At 70.8% G+C, this 15,579-nt stretch carries 13 protein-coding genes; 10 read left to right on the top strand and 3 right to left on the bottom strand.

The annotated features are described in order from the left end of the window. Positions 1-152: 152 nt before the first annotated feature. The 5 genes from ACFUNE_RS04270 (at position 153) to ACFUNE_RS04250 (ending at position 4,890) form a co-directional block, all read left to right on the top strand. Complete coding sequence (locus ACFUNE_RS04270; RefSeq protein ID WP_383562046.1) at positions 153-869, top strand: GntR family transcriptional regulator; 717 nt, start codon at positions 153-155, stop codon at positions 867-869. Between the two features lie 92 nt (positions 870-961). Then, a complete protein-coding gene (locus tag ACFUNE_RS04265; protein WP_383562044.1) occupies positions 962-2,269 on the top strand; it encodes an MFS transporter in 1,308 nt (435 codons plus the stop codon). Beyond that, positions 2,266-3,669: an acyclic terpene utilization AtuA family protein gene (locus tag ACFUNE_RS04260; RefSeq protein WP_383562042.1), complete on the top strand. Its 1,404-nt coding sequence runs from the start codon at positions 2,266-2,268 to the stop codon at positions 3,667-3,669. The genes ACFUNE_RS04265 and ACFUNE_RS04260 overlap by 4 nt, the downstream gene beginning before the upstream one ends. 4 nt (positions 3,670-3,673) lie before the next feature. After that, positions 3,674-3,991: a DUF4387 domain-containing protein gene (locus tag ACFUNE_RS04255; RefSeq protein ID WP_383562040.1), complete on the top strand. Its 318-nt coding sequence runs from the start codon at positions 3,674-3,676 to the stop codon at positions 3,989-3,991. A gap of 38 nt (positions 3,992-4,029) precedes the next feature. Continuing rightward, entirely contained in the window at positions 4,030-4,890 is an 861-nt protein-coding gene (locus tag ACFUNE_RS04250; RefSeq protein ID WP_383562038.1) for a poly(aspartic acid) hydrolase, read from the top strand. A gap of 96 nt (positions 4,891-4,986) precedes the next feature. Here the strand turns inward: ACFUNE_RS04250 and ACFUNE_RS04245 are convergent, their stop codons facing one another. Beyond that, the gene (locus tag ACFUNE_RS04245) at positions 4,987-5,160 is read right to left on the bottom strand and encodes a CsbD family protein (protein WP_078468422.1); all 174 of its coding nucleotides are present in this window, start codon (positions 5,158-5,160) and stop codon (positions 4,987-4,989) included. 250 nt (positions 5,161-5,410) lie between these two features. Further along, positions 5,411-5,674 (bottom strand): DUF6199 family natural product biosynthesis protein, encoded by a 264-nt coding sequence (locus ACFUNE_RS04240; RefSeq protein WP_383562036.1) that lies wholly within the window; start codon positions 5,672-5,674, stop codon positions 5,411-5,413. 391 nt (positions 5,675-6,065) lie between these two features. Between ACFUNE_RS04240 and ACFUNE_RS04235 the strand changes: the two genes are divergently transcribed. Together ACFUNE_RS04235 and ACFUNE_RS04230 are read left to right on the top strand one after the other, a co-directional pair. Next, positions 6,066-6,734, top strand: coding sequence for an IclR family transcriptional regulator (locus tag ACFUNE_RS04235; protein WP_383562034.1), 669 nt, complete (start codon positions 6,066-6,068; stop codon positions 6,732-6,734). A 156-nt stretch (positions 6,735-6,890) separates the two neighbouring features. Continuing rightward, entirely contained in the window at positions 6,891-7,358 is a 468-nt protein-coding gene (locus ACFUNE_RS04230; protein WP_383562032.1) for a hypothetical protein, read from the top strand. Here the strand turns inward: ACFUNE_RS04230 and ACFUNE_RS04225 are convergent. After that, positions 7,337-7,561, bottom strand: a complete 225-nt coding sequence (locus ACFUNE_RS04225) for a hypothetical protein (RefSeq protein ID WP_383562030.1) — start codon at positions 7,559-7,561, stop codon at positions 7,337-7,339. The genes ACFUNE_RS04230 and ACFUNE_RS04225 overlap by 22 nt on opposite strands. Positions 7,562-7,958: 397 nt before the next feature. Between ACFUNE_RS04225 and ACFUNE_RS04220 the strand changes: the two genes are divergently transcribed. The 3 genes from ACFUNE_RS04220 (at position 7,959) to ACFUNE_RS04210 (ending at position 15,498) form a co-directional block, all read left to right on the top strand. After that, positions 7,959-8,675 (top strand): hypothetical protein, encoded by a 717-nt coding sequence (locus tag ACFUNE_RS04220; RefSeq protein WP_383562028.1) that lies wholly within the window; start codon positions 7,959-7,961, stop codon positions 8,673-8,675. Between the two features lie 715 nt (positions 8,676-9,390). Beyond that, positions 9,391-12,294, top strand: coding sequence for an AAA family ATPase (locus ACFUNE_RS04215; protein ID WP_383562026.1), 2,904 nt, complete (start codon positions 9,391-9,393; stop codon positions 12,292-12,294). A 90-nt stretch (positions 12,295-12,384) separates the two neighbouring features. Further along, complete coding sequence (locus ACFUNE_RS04210; RefSeq protein ID WP_383562024.1) at positions 12,385-15,498, top strand: AAA family ATPase; 3,114 nt, start codon at positions 12,385-12,387, stop codon at positions 15,496-15,498. The last annotated feature ends 81 nt before the right edge of the window (positions 15,499-15,579 follow it).

Genomic DNA, 15,579 nt, shown 5'->3' with positions numbered 1-15,579 from the left:
CGGTGCCGGTCCCGGTGCGGTCGGTGGGAGACGTAGGGCCCGTCGCCGCCGATGGATCGTGCCAAGCTCCGCCCGATGCTCGGCCATGTCGCAGACATCTGCCGGTAACCAATCTATTGACTCTTTGCTATAGCGGCGGCAGGGTTGTGAACATGAGTACCGATGCCCTCAGCCCCATGGAGACGACGTCGTTGGCCGACCAGGCTTACCGGCGGCTTCGTGCTGCGGTTCGTGAGGGGTCGTTGCAGCCGGGCGAGAAGATCACCGAACGGGATCTCGCCGCTCGTCTCGGAGTCAGCCCCACCCCTGTGCGGGAAGCGCTGCGCCAGCTGGTGCACGAGAAGGTGGTGGAGCGGGTCGGGACCCGGGCGCTGAGGATTGCCGATCATTCGGCGTCCGCGCGTTCGGAGATCGTGGAGGCCGAAGTGCGACTGTCGGCACTCATGGCCCGCCTGGCCGCCCGGAACGCCACTGACGCGCAGCTCGCAGACCTGGCCGGAATCCTGAAGCAGGCCGAGGCCCTGGTCGATGAGATCGAGCAGGATCTGGCCGAACGCGGGACTCGTGCCGACACGGCCGACGGACTGGCAGCCATCCACCGCCTGCTGCGCCGCTTCCACCACCAGGTGGAGGCAGCGGTCGGCAATCCGGTGCTCGAGGGCCTGCTCCAGCAGGCCCGTGCGTTCAGTGACGAGGAGCGTCTCGATCTGACGATCAAGCTCGCCCCGGAGCGTGCCGAGGCTTTCCGCCGGAGGTTCCGCGAACACCGCAGCCTGCTCGACGCCCTCATCGACCGGGACGAGGAGCGAGCCGAGCTGCTCGCCGCGCATCATCACCGCGAGGCACTGGATCAGCTCTCCCGCAGCTGATCACACCCGTCCGGCTGTTCGCTCGTCACGCCGCTGCGGTAGCCGACGCACACGCATACCCCTTTTGCTATAGCATATGGCAAGGAGCCGCCATGCTGCATCAACCTGTCGCGACCACTTCGGACGGGATGTCCTCCGCCCCCGCACCGTCGACACGCGACCCCAGAGGCCGGATGAGCGCGAGCGCGGTGCTGTGGGTCACCCTGGCCGTCTTCGCCCAGGAATCGGTCTGGAACTTCTACGACTCCCAGGTCCCCGAGCAGCTGCGCCAGTACGTCACCTCGGCGGGCGTCGTCGGCCTGATCATGGGGTTGGACCACTCCTTGGGGATCTTCACCCAGCCGTCCGTGGGGTTCCTCTCCGACAGGCTCGTACTCCGCAAGGCCGGGCGGTGGCCGATCGTGCTGATCGGCGCCGTGCTCGCCACGGTCCCGTTCGTACTCATTCCCTGGGCCGGCAGTCTTCCCGTACTGATGGTGTGCGTCGTCGGATTCGCCCTGATCGCCAATGCCTTCAAAGGCGTCACCGAAACACTGATATCCGACTACGTCCCCGCAGGCAGCCGCAGCAAGGCCCAAGGCTTCATCAAGGCCGGCGTCAGCCTGACCATCATCGTCTCGTCCCTGATCAGCCTGCTGGTCGTGGACCGCAGCCTTCACCTGGCGTTCGCGATCCCCCCGGTCCTGATGCTGATCATGCTCGGGTTGTCCTGGATGTTCCTCGGCCGCCGGCACGAGCAGGCCGTTCTGCCGGAGCAACCCACCGAGGGGCAGAAGGACGTGCCGGAGTTCACCTCTCCCTGGGCGGTCCTGAAGGACGCGGTACGCAGCCCTTCCAGCCCCACGGTGCTGCTGATGATCGGCATCTTCTGCTTCTCGGGCATGTGGACCGCGTTGCGCTCACTGAACACGCCCTACGGCACCGAGGTGCTCGGGCTGACCCGAGGCGAAGCCGGCGGACTCGCTCTGCCGGGCGCCATCGCCTTCCTGGTGTGTGTACTGCCCCTGGCCTACGGCTCCGACCGGCTCGGGCAACTGCGCGCCATGCGCTACGGCGTCGGACTGTTCGTCATCGGCCTCCTGGTCGGCTTCGCCGCCCCGACGGTCCCTGGAACGGTCGTGTCGACAATCCTCTCCGCCATCGGCTACGCATCGTTCGCGGTCAACGCACTGGTCGCCCTGTGGAACCTGGCCCCCACCCAGAAGGTGCTCGGCACCTACACCGCCCTCTACACCATTGCCTCCTCCGCCGGCATGGCCCTGGGCCCGGCGATCCTCGGCGTCACGGTGGACCTCACCAGCTGGCGCTTCATGATGCTGAACGCCGCCGCCTTCGCCGCCATCACTTTCGCTGTCTTCACCCTCCTGGCCCGCCGGATTCCCGACAGGAACACGGCGTGAAGCACCGCTCCACCAGCACGACGAAAGGCCACGACCCCATGGAACTCCGCATCCTCGCCCCCACCGGGGCACTGGGCGCCGGCTTCGACGCGAACGCGTTCCGGCGCGGCGTCGCAGCCCGCCCCCACGTCATCGCCTGCGACGCCGGATCCACCGACTCCGGCCCCGCGGCACTCGGCTCCGGCACACCCAAGCTCTCGGCCCAGGCCGTCGCGCGTGACCTGCGCATCCTGTTGAAGGCCCGGGACGAACTGAAGGTGCCACTCATCATCGGATCGTGCGGGACCTCCGGACGCGACGTCGGCGTCGACGAAGTGGCAGCCCTCACCCGCCGTATCGCCGACGAGGAGAACCTGCACTTCAAGCTCGCCCTGATCTACTCCGACCAGCCCGCCGAACGCCTCCAGAACCTCTACGACGCCGACCGCATCCGGCCACTCGCCAACGCACCGGAAATCGAACGAGAGCTGTTCGAACGCAGCCGTACCGTGGCGATGATGGGCGTCGAACCCATTCAAGAAGCTCTCGTCGAGGGCTGCGACGTCATCCTGGCCGGCCGCGCCAGCGACACCGCCCTGTTCGCCGCGCTCCCGGGCCTGCGCGGCGCCGACTCCGGCCTCGCCTGGCACATGGCCAAGACCATCGAGTGCGGAGCTGCCTGCGCCGTCCCGCCCTCCGCCAACGGCCTGCTCGCCACGCTGCGCGAGGACCACTTCGACGTCACCACACTCGCCGACGGCACCCGGCTCACACCCCGCTCGGTCGCCGCCCACACCCTGTACGAGAACGCCGACCCGTTCCACATCGCGGAACCCTCAGGCGTACTGGACACCACCGACGCCACCTACGAAGCCGTCGACGAACAGACCGTCCGTGTCCGCGGCGCCCGCTATCTCCCCGCCGACGGCTACACCAACAAACTCGAAGGCGCCGAACTCGTCGGCTACCAGACCGTCATCATCGGCGGCGTCCGCGACCGCACGGTCATCGACGCCCTGCCCAAACTCCTGCCCTTCGCCCAGCAGTACTTCGACGCGAAGATCCTCGACGTGTTCGGCGGCGAGATCGACCCGTCCACCATCGACATCGACTACCGCCTCTACGGCGGTGGAGCCGTCCTCGACGGCACCGAACCCGATCCGCTGCAGCCACGCGAACTCGGCGTACTGATCACGGTGACCGCCCCCGACCAGGCCACCGCCCATGCGATCGCCACCTTCGTCGCCCACGCCAGCAGCCACCTGCCCATCGCCGAGTACGACGGACTGGTCTCCACCCTCGCTTACCCCTACTCACCCCCCGAGACGGACCGCGGCCCGCTCTACCGCTTCACCCTCAACCACGTCGCCACCGGCATCACTCCCACCGAACTGTTCCGCACCACCACCGAGGAGCTGTAGGACCATGGCCACCCTGCTCGACTACTGCTCCCTGGTCCGCTCCAAGAACGCCGGACCCTTCACTCTCACGTTCGACTTCATGTGCCACGACCAGACGGCCTACGAGGCGCTGGTGGCCACCGGATTCCTCACCAAGGGCCTCTTCGCGTCCGTCTACGGCACCGATCCCGAACAGATCCTTGTCGTCAATCACCCCGGCGCACTCGCCGTCAAGGTCTCCCTGCCCCGCCCGACCGTTCAGGGCGATCTCCACGACTCCGACTGCTACGCCGGTCAGCAGTACGCCCCGCTCATGGACATGGAGATTCCGCCGGCCCCCTGATCCCCCGCCCCCTCCTCACCCAGTCCGGAGCCACACCCATGCCCACCGAACGTCCCCTCTCCCCCTGGCACCTGCCGCCCGACCATCCCGCACAGCTCTTCCTCACCGGCTCCACACCGCTGTTCGCACTCTCCGGCGACCCGCGCGTCTCCTACTGTCTGTACGTGCCCCGTGGTCACAGCAACACCGATGAGCCCAGCCCCCTGGTCGTGGCAGTCCACGGAACCCATCGGAACGTCGGTCAGGTCCGGGACCACTTCGCCGATTTCGCGGAGGAACACGGCTGCGTCGTACTCGCCCCGCTGTTTCCCGCCGGCCTGACCGGCCCCAACGACCTGGACAGCTACAAGTTCTTCACCGAGCCGGGCTTCCGGCCCGACCTGCTCCTCCTCGACATGATCGAGGAGGCGGCCGCCCGCTGGCACATCCGCACCGACCGCTTCCACCTTCACGGCTTCTCCGGCGGCGGACAATTCGCCCATCGCTTCTTCTGTCTCCACCCCGACCGCCTCGCCTCCCTATCCGTCGGCGCACCGGGCCGCACCACCCTCCTCGACTCCCGCACACCCTGGTGGCGGGGTACCGCTGACAGCGCGGAACTCTTCGGAACTGCTCCAGACACCGAGGCCATGGCGGAACTACCCGTACAGCTCGTCATCGGGGAACACGACACCCACGTCGAGGTCTGGGAAGGGGCCGAGCAACCAGGGAGCCGCATGGACCGCCTGAGCGAGCTGCGCGAGAACTGGGACCGACACGGCATCGCCGCGCGACTGGACATCGTCAGTGGCGCCGGGCACAGCGATCTTGCGGTCATCCCGACCGTGCTCTCCTTCCTGTCCGAACAGCTCGAAGCTGCGGCAGGCCGCCCACACATGCCAGGGAGGCCGCAGCGCTGACGAGCTGCCTCCCCGATCTGCGAGGCAGCGCAATGCTGGGAGCCCCGCCGGACTGCAGTCCGGCGGGGCTCCCAGCATTGCGAGAGGAAAGTGGTGTCAGTCGGTGAGGGCGTCCTTGATCTTTTCCTTGGCCTCGCGGGCGTCGCCCTTGGCCTGGTCGGCCCGGCCCTCAGCGGTGAGGCGCTCGTTGCCGACGGTGCGGCCGGCGGCCTCCTTGACCTTGCCCTTGCCCTGCTCGGTCTTGGCCTGGGTCTTCTCGTCGGCAGCCATGTCACTCACACCTTGCATTACTCGACATCAGGAACACCCTTCGCCTGACCGCCTTTGCCTCCTTCAAACCGATCGCTCACCGCAGATCCCGTTATGAAAGAAAACATTCATGCGGGGGCGTGAAAGGCGATCTCGGGGGCAACTGACCGGCCGCGCTTCCTGTTCTCCCCATCAGGCATGACCGCGAGGGAAACCACCCCGATCACGAAGCCCTGAAGACGGCGTGCGGCGCCAAGAGGGCTGATCAGCATCAGAATTGGCGGACCATCATCCATGTGGCCACCGCGAGGAAGATCACTCCTGTGACGCGCTGGAGGGCGTATCCCTTTCCGGTGGGCTCGGCAGCGTCCGGATCTTTCACCCACCCCCGCTGGAGTCTGCGGTTCAACTGCCAGAGGAGCTGGGGCCGTATGACCTGAACAAGTCCCATCAGTAGAAAGAGGGAAAGCATCAGCACGAGAACCGGACCGCCGCTGCTGTCGGATGCCGCCTGCACCATTGCGTAGGGCTTCATATCTCTACGATTGCCCCGCCGACGCAGCACGACACGGAGCACCAGGGCGGGCCGTTGGACTCCGGCCGGAGTCCAACGTTGCTCAGTCCGGGGCAAGGACGGCGAGACGCGCGCCTCGGCACTGCGGCCGCCCGAGGGGCCGGGACCCGGAGCCGCGCCGCCGACCGGCCCCACCGGGACCCCGAGCCCTCTTGTGCTCCTCTCGCCCCATACGTAGCGGCGACCGGTGTGCCGTGGGTCACGTTTGTGCGTGGCGGGGTGTGCCTGTGCTGTGAAGGTCGGGCATTCTCTCTCGGCGGCCGTGCGAAGGGGTACGGCCCGGTGACCGGCTGGGGGAGAAATGTCGCGACACGCGGGGGAGCATGAGCGGGGAACGGACCGCGGGAGAGGCGTGATCGAGGGGGCGTTCGCGCTCCTGGAGGCGTTGCGCAGGTGCGGCGGGGAGGCAGGGCTCACCGAGATCGCCGCGGCCTGCGCCCTGCCCAAGGGGAGCGCGCACCGGCTGCTGGAGCAGTTGCTGCTGGTGGGCGCGGTGGAGCGGCGGGGCAGCCGCTACCGCGTCGGCTCGCAGCTCTACCGCCTCGGGCAGGCGTGGGAGCCGCACCCGGGCTTACGGGTGGCGGCCCGTCACCCGCTGCACCGGCTGCGGGCGACCACCGGGGCGAGCACCCTGCTGACCGTCCTGCACGGCGGCCGCGCGCTCACCGTGGCGTCCGTGCCGGGCGAGGTGGAGCCGCTGGTGCCGGTGCGGAACGGGATGAGCTTCCTGCTGGACACGGCGGCCGGCCAGGTGCTGAGCGATCGGAGCCGGGCCGGCTCCGGGGGCCGGCTGCCGGGGGCGGTGCTGGAGTGCGCGGAGGTGATGGACGGGGTGTGCTGCGCGGCGCTGCCGGTGCGGGGGCACGACGACCGGACTGTCGCCGCGATCGCCGTCATGACGTTGTCCGCGCAGGGTCTGCAGCGGGCCGCCCAGGAGGCGGCACGGGCGGCCGCGGTCGTCACCGCGGCCCTCGTCCGGGTCGGCTCCTCGCCCCGGCTGCCTCCCGTCCTGCACTACTGACGCATCGCCAGATGCGGCGCTCTTGACGTGACCGGCCCTTCTCCGTCAGCCGGTTCCGCTCAGTGGAACGCGCGTAGAACGGCGGGCGGCGGTCCGGCAGTCTGTTCTTCGAGCCGGTCGGGGGACCGGCGAAGACCTGAGACCATGGGGGACAAAATGACCGTCCGACGACTGACCACCTTCGCCCTGGCGGGCGCGCTGGGCCTCACCTCGCTGATGGGTGCCGCCGGAGCGGCGCAGGCCGACCCGGTCGACTACGTGCAGATCCAGCTCGTCGACCTGTACTGCGGCGACGAGAGCGAGGGCGACCACGACGAGGCCTACCTCAACATCGCGGCGAACGGCGGCAAGGCCGTGAAGCTCTGGCCCGCCAGAGCTTCGTACCAGACCATGGGCACCGGCTACCGCCGCGCCCTGGACGAGAGCAACGGCAACGCGCTGCTGGTTCTCGGCAGGACCGAGTCCCGCACGCTCTCGCTGTGGGACTACGACAGCACCAGCAGCGACGACCGTCTGGGCTCGGTGACCGTCACGGGCAACGAGGCCGGCGCGGAGACGCAGTACCGGGTGCTGGAAGGCTCCGGTGGCGTCTACACCATCGCCTACCGGGTCCTCGACATCTGATCCGCCGCTCCGGCCGGGCCGGTCGGGCCCGGCCGGAGCACGGACGCGGTACGGCCCGGCGGGGACCGCACCGCCGGACGCACGAGTGACCCCAGGCCCCGCGGAGGGAACGCGCCGCCCAGCGCCACGGAGAACTGGTCCGTCACCCCCTCCAGCACCTCGGCGGTGCCTGGCGCCACCCGCAGCGTGACGTCCTCGCCCACGGTGAGGTCCTCAAGGACGGCCCGGTCCCTTGGCGAGATCCCGCAGGCCGGTGAACACATGGTGCTCTGCCCCGGCAGCGAAGGCGGCCGTGGGCTCGTCCATCACCGACATCCAGGCGCCGATCCAACAACGTTCGCAACCGTCGGGGGCTGTCCGTCTCCGTCTGTCCTTGGCGGCGGCTCCTACCCCCTGAAGGTCTCCAGCAGGCGCCGCAAAGGACAGACGCCGTCCAAGCCGTCGCCACGATGCACAACCTCGCCATGACCGGCTGAACCAGCAGGTCAAACGCCGTCTCGGCCTGCCCGCACCCACCCTTCTGCAACAACCATTAAGAGTTGTCCCGTTATTGAGCAGCGGAGCTGAAGCACCGACTGGGCGCCCCGTCATACTCGGCGTGTGACGATCACTGATTCTGACGGCCCGCTGCCCGACCCGCGGGCGTTCGTCAGAGCAACCGACTGGACGACGCTCGAGCATGCCTACGGGCCGGCCGACGAGTCCCCTGAGCTGCTCATTGGGCTACTCGCGAGCGAGACCACGACACAGGCCACGGCTCTGCGGCACCTTGGAGATCCGCTTCATCACCAGAACTCGGTCTACTCGGCGACGGCGCCTGCAGCACTATTTGTTGCATTGGCACTCATGGATCCGTCGACGGCCGCCGTCCTTCCCAACCCGATCGGACGCCACAGGCAAGTGCGTGCAGTCCTGTTGGACTGGCTGGAGTCCGTGGCCAACGCGGTCGGCAACGAGGCGGAGGCGACGATGGCACGGTTGGGACTCCACCTGGAAAGCAGCCCGGTGTCGGTGCAGGTTCGGGCACTGCGTCCCGCATTCTTCCGGGCCGTGTCAGCCTTCCTTCATGATCCCGATCCTGGCGTCCAAGAGGCGGCTATCGCCGCCGCTGTCTCCCTCCTGGATGATCCAGAACTGGTCCAGCACCGATCCGTCCTCACTCCGTTGGTTCGCGACGTGCTGGCCACCAGCGCCGACAGGTCGTACCGGTTCGTTGCCGCCCGTGGCTTGCGTGCCTGGGGCCAGGGAGTCGGGCCCATGCCAGCCCAGAACGCAGGCCCGTGGGCCGACGGTTGCAGCACTGAACCACCCCTCTGAAGCTGCCATCCCTGCCCCCCCCCTGGAGCCAAGGTCACACCTTCGGCCGCGTCATCGGTGGTAGCGCCGGACAACTCCCAGTCGTCAGCCCACGAGATGACGTACCCGCCCAAGCCTTGACTGCGGCAGGCGCATCTCTTGACGCCGGCGGTCGGAGGGAGGACGTCGAGGCCGACATCTGAGAGAGACGGCGGACACCGACCAGGCACGTCCGCAACCGTCGGAGGCCATGCTCGATCACTCCCACCGCCGCGCCACGCGCGCTCGCCGCCACCTGTCCTCAACGGCGGCTGCTACCCCCTGAAGGTCTCCAGCAACCGCCGTGAAGCACGGAGCCATAAGGCCGGACCCGGCATGCGCCGGTGCCGCTACCGAGGGCGCCGAAAGCCCACCCGCGACACGCACTCGCCGCCATCGCCGTGACCATCGAACGACTCAGCCGGTCGGCCACCGAGGACGGCTCTTCGCCGAAAGCGCCGACGGCCTTCCAGACCGTCCTGGACCACGGGGATCACCCTGGCCCAGGTCCTGGCGCGCTCTCGGCACCCGACCCGTCCGAGCTCCCGGACGGAGTCGACCTCGCTCTGGACGAGCACACGTCCGACCGGTGGGATCACTCCTCGACTCCCCGCCCCGAAAGGGGTGTCGACGATAAGATCATCTCGCTCGCACCTGCGGCGCACGCACCGATCCGACCTCCCCGGGAGACCAAGACATGAGCGTGGCCGGCAGCGCGTCCGACGCGGGCGCGAACGGTGAGCACGAGGTCTTCGTCGGGCGGCGGTCCGAGTCCGAGCGGCTCACGGCGTACGTGGACAAGGTGCGCGGCGGTGAGGCGTGGCTGGCGGTCGTCGAGGGTGAGGCCGGGATCGGCAAGAGCGCTCTGATACGCCGGGTGGTCTCCTCGCTGGAGGACTTCACGGTGCTGTGGGCGGTGGGCGATCCCTCGGAGACCGATCTGCCCGGTGGTGTGCTGAGCCAGCTGGTGAGGCGGGTGGACAGGGATCTGGCGGCCCGGTTCCCGCTTCTGGCGCGGCCGGACGCGGCGGGGGTGTCGCCGCACGCCCTGGGCGGGCAGTTGTTGCTGCTGCTGGGCGCGCTGCAGGAGTCCGGGGGCGGGGTCGCGGTCGTCGTCGACGACGCGCACTGGGCCGATCCACTGTCCTCGCAGGTGCTGGGATTCGTGGTGCGCCGCCTCTGGGCCGACCGGGTGCTGGTGCTGATGGCGACCCGTACGGACGGCGGGCAGGGCGTGGAGGCGCTGGAACGGCTGGTGCGGTCCGTCGACCGGGCGGCGCGCGTCGAGATCGGCGGACTCGGACAGGACGAGGTCGACCAGTTGGCCCGGCGGCTGTTGGCGGTGCGTGTGACACCGGAGCTGGTGACACGGCTGCACGGCTACACGAAGGGCCATCCCCTCTACGTGCGCACGGTCCTGGCGGAGGTGCCGCTTCAGGTGCTGGGCGACGAGTCGGCACGGCGGTGGCCGGTCCACCAGTCGCTGCGAGCGGGGATCGGGGCCGTACTGGGGCGCCTTCCCGCCGATTCGGTGGCGCTGGTGGAGGCGCTGGCGGTGCTGGACGGCCGGTTCCCCCTGGTGGGTGTGGCACGGGTGGCCGGGGTGGACGACGCCGTGCGGGCGCTCGAACCGGCGCTGGCGGCGGGTCTGGTGCGGTGGTGGCCGGAGGATTCCGTGGGGCCGGTGGCCTTGGTGCACGGGTTGCAGCGGGACGCGGTCTACGCGGGGATCGGTCCCGAGCGACGGCGCGCGCTGCACACCTCCGCGGCCGAGGTGGTGGGTTCGGGAGCGGCCTGGGCTCACCGCGTCGCCGCGGCCACGTCCGACGACCCTGTTCTGGCGGCCGACCTGGAGCGCTCGGCGAACGTCGAAGCCCTCGCCGGCCGCAACGCCCTGGCCGCCACCCGGTTGCTGTGGGCGTCGTCGTTGTCCGACGACCGCGTGGAACGGGAGCGGCGTCTGCTCACGGCCTGTGCGCAGTGGCTGCTGACCTTGCAGCCATGGGCCGCCGTGCGGTTGAGGGCGCAGGTCGAGGAGTGTGCGGAGGGAACGCTGCGCAGTTGTGTGCTGGGCGTCATGGACCTCCTGGAGGGCCGGCTGGCCGTGGCCGAGGATCGGCTGACCGAGGCATGGCAGGAGGCGCTCGCCGATCCAGACGCGAGCTGGGTGGCGCTCCTGGCCGGTACGTTCCTGACCGTCATCACGATCCGGCAGTGCCGGGGCGCGCGGACGGCCGATATCGCGGGCAAGACGCTGGCGATCGGTGACCTCGACGCGGGCACGTCCGATTTCATCCGCGCGGTGCTGGCCACGGGCCGGATGTGGGACCAGGGACCCGGTGCGGCGCTGCTGGACGTGGCGCACCTTCCTGTCGAGGCCGACCGGGCGTCGAACGACCAGCTCGCGACGCTGGCCACCCGTGGTGTCATGCACCTGTTCCTGGGGCGGCTGGCTGCGGCGCGGGCCGATCTGCTCACCGTGGCGCACCGCGACCGGCTGGGCGCGGGGTCCAAGCTCAGTCATCTGTCGTCGTCGCTGCTGGCGGTGGTGGAGTACCTCGCGGGTGACTGGAACGCCAGTGAGAGCGCGGCGGACCGGGCGCTCGCGATCGCCGCGGCCCACGACCACGTCCTCGGCGACGCAGCCACGTGGTTCGCGGCTGTGTGCGTACAGGCGGGGCGCGGGCACTGGGAGGCGGCCCAGGAGTCCGTCGAGGCCCTGGAGCGGATCAACCGGATGCTGGGAGATCCACCGGCGGAGCGGGTGTACGCCGGACTGGCGGGGGCGGTGCTGGCGCAGGCCCGGGGTGACCACGCCGCCATGATGAGGTCCTTGGCTCCGCTGGTCGAGCCGGTGACCGGGGCCGAGGACGGGGGCGGGAACGGAGACGATCGCGTACGCCTGCGGTTCAAGCCCCTGTGGTTGTGGCAGCAGTCCCTGCTGGTCGAAGCGCTCACCGGCACGGGACGGCTGGCGGCCGCCGCCTGGGCCCTCGACGACTTCTGGCGCGGTTACGACGGCAGTGGATATCTGCGGCTCGTGGGAGCCCGGCTCGGCGGCCGGCTCGCCGAAGCCCAGGGGCGGCCGCGTGAGGCGCTGGCGATCTACGCCCGGGCTCTGGGCGGGAAGACGGACGGCACCGATGGGCCCGACGCCGCCGGGAGCCCGGTCGGGACCGGCGGACTCGGTGACGCCGACGGGGACGCCCCGCTGTTCCGCGCGATGCTGGAACACGGTTACGGCAGGCTCCTGGTGGCGACCAGGACCGGCTCCCGGCGGGAGGCCGCACGGTGGTTCAAGTCGGCCCACGACCGATTCGACGCCTTGCGGGCAGAACCGTTCCTGCGGCGGTGCGGGACAGACCTCGCCGCCATGGGACTCACCGCTCCCGCCCACGCACGGCAGCACGTACTCGCCCTGACCGAGCGGGAGTTGTCGGTCGCCCACCTCATCGCCGGCGGAATGACGAACCAGGAGGCCGCGACGGAGCTCTACGTCACCCAGAAGACCGTCGAGTACCACTTGTCCCACATCTACGCCAAGCTCGGCATCACCTCACGCCGCCACCTCGCACAGGCGCTCAGGAGCCCACAGCCCTGACGGCATCGCGGCGGCGGCGGTAGCGCATCGGCTGCCACACTAGGGTCGGCCCCCAGGGTCCCTGGGCCCCCGGGGTGGTCTCCTGGGGGCATGACTGGACACTCCCGGGCCGGAGCCCGCACCCGCCGGCTTCCGCTCACCGGTCGACACGAGGAACTGCGGGTCCTGTCCGACCTGGTCGCGGGCGTGCGTGACGGCATGAGCGCGGCGCTCGTCGTCGTCGGCGAGGCCGGTATCGGCAAGACCACGCTGCTGGACCACCTCGCTGAGACCTCGACCGACCTGCGGGTCGTACGCACCGCCGGGACGGAGTCCGAGGCGCGGCTCGGCTTCGCGGGCCTGCACCGTCTGCTGCGGCCGTTCCTGGACGGTCTGGAGGCGCTGCCCGCCCCCCAGCACAAGTCGCTGGCCTCCGCGTTCGGGATGCTGGCCGCGCCTCGGGCCGATCGCTACCTGGTGGGTATGGCGGTCCTGACGCTGCTCGCCGACGCCGCCTCGGCACGGCCGCTGCTGTGCCTGGTAGACGACGTGCAGTGGCTGGACCGCGAGTCCCGCGACGCGCTGGCGTTCGTGGCCCGGCGGCTGGGCGCGGAGGCTCTGGGCCTGGTGGTCGCGGGCCGCGAGGAACCGGGCGGACCAGGCGCGTTCGAGGGGCTGGAGACTCTGACGGTCGGCGGACTGGCCGGTGCCCAGGCGCACGAGCTGCTCGGACACAGTGTGGAGGGGCGGGTGGACGCGGCGGTGGCCGCGCGCATCGTGGCCGACGCCGGCGGCAACCCCCTGGCACTGATGGAGAGCGCCCAGGCGCTGAGCCCCGCGCACCTGGCCGGGACGGCACCGCTGCTCGAACCGCTGCCGGTGGGAGCCCGGTTGGAGAACCACTTCGGACGTCTGGTGGGGGGCCTGCCGCCGGAAACGCGTACCTTCCTGGTACTGCTGTCGGCCGCGCCGCCCGAGGACGCGCTGCTGCTGTGGCGGGCGGCGGCGGAACTGGGCGTCCTCGCACAGGCCGCGGACGCGGCGGTGTCCGCGGGCGTACTCACCGGCGGGCGGCTGCTCGAGTTCCGGCACCCGCTGATCCGCTCGGCCGTCTACCGCAGCGCCGCCGCCGGTGAGCGCAGGCGTGTCCACGCCGCGCTCGCCGCTGTCAGCGATGCGGTGCGCCACCCCGAGCGGCGGGCCTGGCACCGCGCCGAGGCGACCGTCGGGCTCGACGACGAGGTGGCCGACGAACTGGTCGCGGCGGCGGAACTGGCCCGCGGGCGCGGCGGCTACGCCGAACGAGCCACCCTTCTGGCCCGAGCGGCAGAGCTCTCCCAGGCCGACCGGGCGGTGCGGCTCGTCGAGGCCGCCCGAGCCCATCTCGTGCTGGGCGATCCCGCTACCGCCCAGTCCCTCCTCGCGCAGGCCCAGCCGCTCCTGGCCGGCGGCGACACCGTCCTGCGGGCCCGTGCCCTGCACACCCAGGCGACCACCGACATCTACTTCGGGCGGCTCGCGGGCCTGGGATCGCCGCTGCTGGCCGCGGCCGGCGTGGTCGCTGACACGGACCGCGCGCTGGCCCGGTCCATCCTGATGGAAGGACTCCTGGCCGTGCTGTGCGGTGAACACGACGCGACAACCCGCGAGGAGCTCGGCGTGACGATCCTGGCCTCACCCGCCCTGAGCCCACTGGCCCCGAGCCCGCCGGCGCTGACCGCACCGATCGTCGTCCCGACCCCACCGGCCGTGGCAACGCTCCTGCCGGCCCCGCCCGCTCCGGCACCGTCCGCCCAGGCACCGGCGGCCCCGGTCCCGTTGGCCCTGTCCGCGCCGACCGTACCCCCGCGTGCCCCGGCACCGGCGGCTCCGGCACCGGCGGTCGTCGCCCCGCCGGCCGGGACCTCGGCCCTGACCACGCTGACCGTGGCCTCACCGTTCGCCACCCCCCGAGCCGCCGCCCCGACGGACGTCACGACGGCGGTCGTGCCCCCGACGCGTGGGCCGTCCGCCCTCCCCAGCAGCGCCGACCTCATCCTCGAAGGCTTCGCCCTGCGGATGCACGGCGGCTACCAGGCCGCCCTGCCTGTCCTCCAGGCCGCACTCGCCGCCCTGGAACGGGACACCGACGTGGTCGGGCACGGCCTGAGCGCGGCGATCCTGGCCCTCTACGCCGCCGAGGAGGTCTGGGACGAGACCGGCGGTGCGGAGGCCGCCCGGCTCGTGGAGGCGCACGAGCGCACCATCGGCGCGCTGGGAGCACTGCGCTCCACCCTGGTGGTCCGGTCCACCTGGGAGCTCCGGGCCGGCCGGTTCGCCACCGCCACCGCGTGCCTGGACGAGGCACAGGACCTCGCCGCCGTCATCGGCCAGCCCTCCCCCGGCCTGGCCTACCGTGTGGAGTTCCTGGCCTGGAGCGGCCAGGAACCGGCGGCCCGCACGGCAGCGGACCTCCTCGTACGCGACCTGGCCAGCCGGCACGCGCACGGCGGTCTGGCCGACTGGGCCCGGAACAGCCTGACCGTCCTCGAACTCAGCCTGGGGCACTACGCCCAGGCCGCCGCCCACGCGCGCGTCACCTTCGACGCCGACAACCCGGGAGGCGCCCCCCGCGCCCTGCCCGATCTCATCGAGGCCTCCACCCGCTGCGGCGACCGGCCCACGGCCCGACAGGCCCTCACCCGCCTCGAAGAACGCGCCCTGTCAGCCGACACGCCCTGGGCCCTGGGACTCCTGGCACGCTGCCGGGCCCTGGTCTCGGCCGACGGCGACCTGGCCGAACCCCACTTCGTCCGGTCCCTGACCCTCCTCGACCGCACCCAGGTACGCACCGAACTGGCCCGCACCCACCTCCTCTACGGTGAATGGCTCCGCAGGCGCAGACGCCGCACCGACGCCCGGACCCAACTGGGCCACGCGTACCGGATGTTCACCGACATGGGGGCGGCCGCCTTCGCCGAGCGGGCCCGGACCGAGCTCCTCGCCACCGGCGCGCACCCCCGCAAGCGCGCCGGCCATTCCCCGCACGACCTCACCGCGCACGACCTCACTCCACAGGAACGGCGCATCGCCACCCTCGCCGCGCACGGAACCACCAACTCCGAGATCGCGACCCGGCTCTTCATCACGCAGTCGACCGTCGAGTACCACCTCAACAAGATCTTCCGGAAACTCGACATCACCTCCCGACGACAGCTCAAATCCTTGCTGACCAGCGAGGACTGAGCCTGTCGCCCGCAACTCGCGGACGGCACCCCAGTCCGGTCGGGGGCCGGGCGCGCGCGCCGGGACTGGGGGTTCTCCCCG

It is taken from the genome of Streptomyces sp. NPDC057287, assembly GCF_042667905.1.
GTDB lineage: Bacteria > Actinomycetota > Actinomycetes > Streptomycetales > Streptomycetaceae > Streptomyces.
Note: the sequence above shows the minus strand (reverse complement) of the source record. Positions and strands in the feature narration are given on the sequence as shown.

Coding starts and splice junctions, on each gene's coding strand:
- ACFUNE_RS04270 (WP_383562046.1), top strand. CDS start 153: ATGAGTACCGATGCCCTCAGCCCCATGGAGACGACGTCGTTGGCCGAC.
- ACFUNE_RS04265 (WP_383562044.1), top strand. CDS start 962: ATGCTGCATCAACCTGTCGCGACCACTTCGGACGGGATGTCCTCCGCC.
- ACFUNE_RS04255 (WP_383562040.1), top strand. CDS start 3,674: ATGGCCACCCTGCTCGACTACTGCTCCCTGGTCCGCTCCAAGAACGCC.
- ACFUNE_RS04250 (WP_383562038.1), top strand. CDS start 4,030: ATGCCCACCGAACGTCCCCTCTCCCCCTGGCACCTGCCGCCCGACCAT.
- ACFUNE_RS04245 (WP_078468422.1), bottom strand. CDS start 5,160: ATGGCTGCCGACGAGAAGACCCAGGCCAAGACCGAGCAGGGCAAGGGC.
- ACFUNE_RS04240 (WP_383562036.1), bottom strand. CDS start 5,674: ATGAAGCCCTACGCAATGGTGCAGGCGGCATCCGACAGCAGCGGCGGT.
- ACFUNE_RS04230 (WP_383562032.1), top strand. CDS start 6,891: ATGACCGTCCGACGACTGACCACCTTCGCCCTGGCGGGCGCGCTGGGC.
- ACFUNE_RS04215 (WP_383562026.1), top strand. CDS start 9,391: ATGAGCGTGGCCGGCAGCGCGTCCGACGCGGGCGCGAACGGTGAGCAC.
- ACFUNE_RS04210 (WP_383562024.1), top strand. CDS start 12,385: ATGACTGGACACTCCCGGGCCGGAGCCCGCACCCGCCGGCTTCCGCTC.